Source organism: Amphritea sp., from assembly GCF_050300915.1.
Classification (GTDB): Bacteria; Pseudomonadota; Gammaproteobacteria; order Pseudomonadales; family Balneatricaceae; genus Amphritea.
Map to the genome: position 1 here is coordinate 1 of NZ_JBNKYN010000157.1, position 1,285 is coordinate 1,285.

Annotated in this window: 1 protein-coding gene; it reads left to right on the forward strand. The window is 51.8% G+C overall.

Annotation, left to right across the window (positions count from 1 at the left end):
- Nucleotides 1–59: 59 nt before the first annotated feature.
- A partial coding sequence (gene dnaA, locus ACQY8X_RS20900) for a chromosomal replication initiator protein DnaA (RefSeq protein ID WP_428037061.1) occupies nucleotides 60–1,285 on the forward strand: 1,226 nt, incomplete at its 3' end.

Sequence of the window (1,285 nt, forward strand, 5' to 3'; positions counted from 1 at the left end):
GGTGTAAATCATCATTGAGAGATGGCCTACAGGGGTGATGGCGGTTCGGGGCTGGTCGTTTGCGCCAGAATTTCGTGAACTTTGGCCATCAGTTCTTCCGGCTGCACCGGTTTGTGAAGGATTGGGTCAGCGACAAGTACCTTAACCGGATACGTGAAATAGTAAACACCGTCAGTGGTGATATTGCTGCGAAAGTGAGTATCGACATTGCTGGTCGTGCCAACGGCTTTTCGCACAGACCAGCCCGGCCCGCACCACCACCGGCTCCGGCCCGGCGTCCTGCCAGCCGTTTCGAAAACAGTGAGTCGTTTTCCTCCTCTTTAGATTCTCAGAGCGCCAGTGAGCCCCGGCCTCAGGTGGCTGCTGAGGTTGAGTCGGTTGAAGAGAACGCGCCGTTTCAGCTGGCGATCGATGACAGCAGCTTTCAGCCAATCAATCACCGTGAGATTATCGTTCCCCCGACCTCCCTGTCGACATCGTCAGCACCCTCTTCCCGAAAGGTTGATGTTGAAGGCAGTGTGCGACATCAGTCCAATCTGAATCAGTCGTTTACGTTTAACTCCTTTGTTGAGGGTAAATCTAACCAGCTGGCGCTGGCGGCTGCACAGCAGGTGGCGGATAACCCGGGCGGTTCATATAACCCACTGTTTATCTATGGTGGTGTCGGTCTGGGTAAAACCCACCTGATGCATGCGGTGGGGATGGAGATGCTGCAGCGTAATCCCAAGGCTAAGATTGTCTACCTGCATTCCGAACGTTTTGTGGCGGACATGGTTAAGGCGCTGCAACTGAATGCGATCAATGATTTCAAACGTTATTACCGCTCTGTTGATGCTTTGCTGATCGATGATATTCAGTTTTTTGCCGGCAAAGAGCGCTCTCAGGAGGAGTTTTTCCACACCTTTAATGCGTTATTGGAGGGTGGCCAGCAGATGATCCTCACCAGTGACCGCTATCCAAAAGAGATCAATGGTGTTGAGGAACGGCTTAAATCCCGCTTCGGCTGGGGGTTAACTGTTGCTATTGAGCCACCAGAGCTGGAAACCCGTGTCGCGATCCTGATGAAGAAAGCGGAAGAAGCGCAGGTGCGACTACCAGATGATGCGGCTTTCTTCCTGGCACAAAAGATTCGTTCCAACGTTCGTGAGCTTGAAGGTGCGCTGAAACGGGTGATAGCAAACGCCCACTTCACCGGAAATGCGATAACAACACCTTTTATTAAAGAATCACTGAAAGACCTGCTGGCATTGCAGGATAAACAGGTTAGTATTGATAACATTCAGCG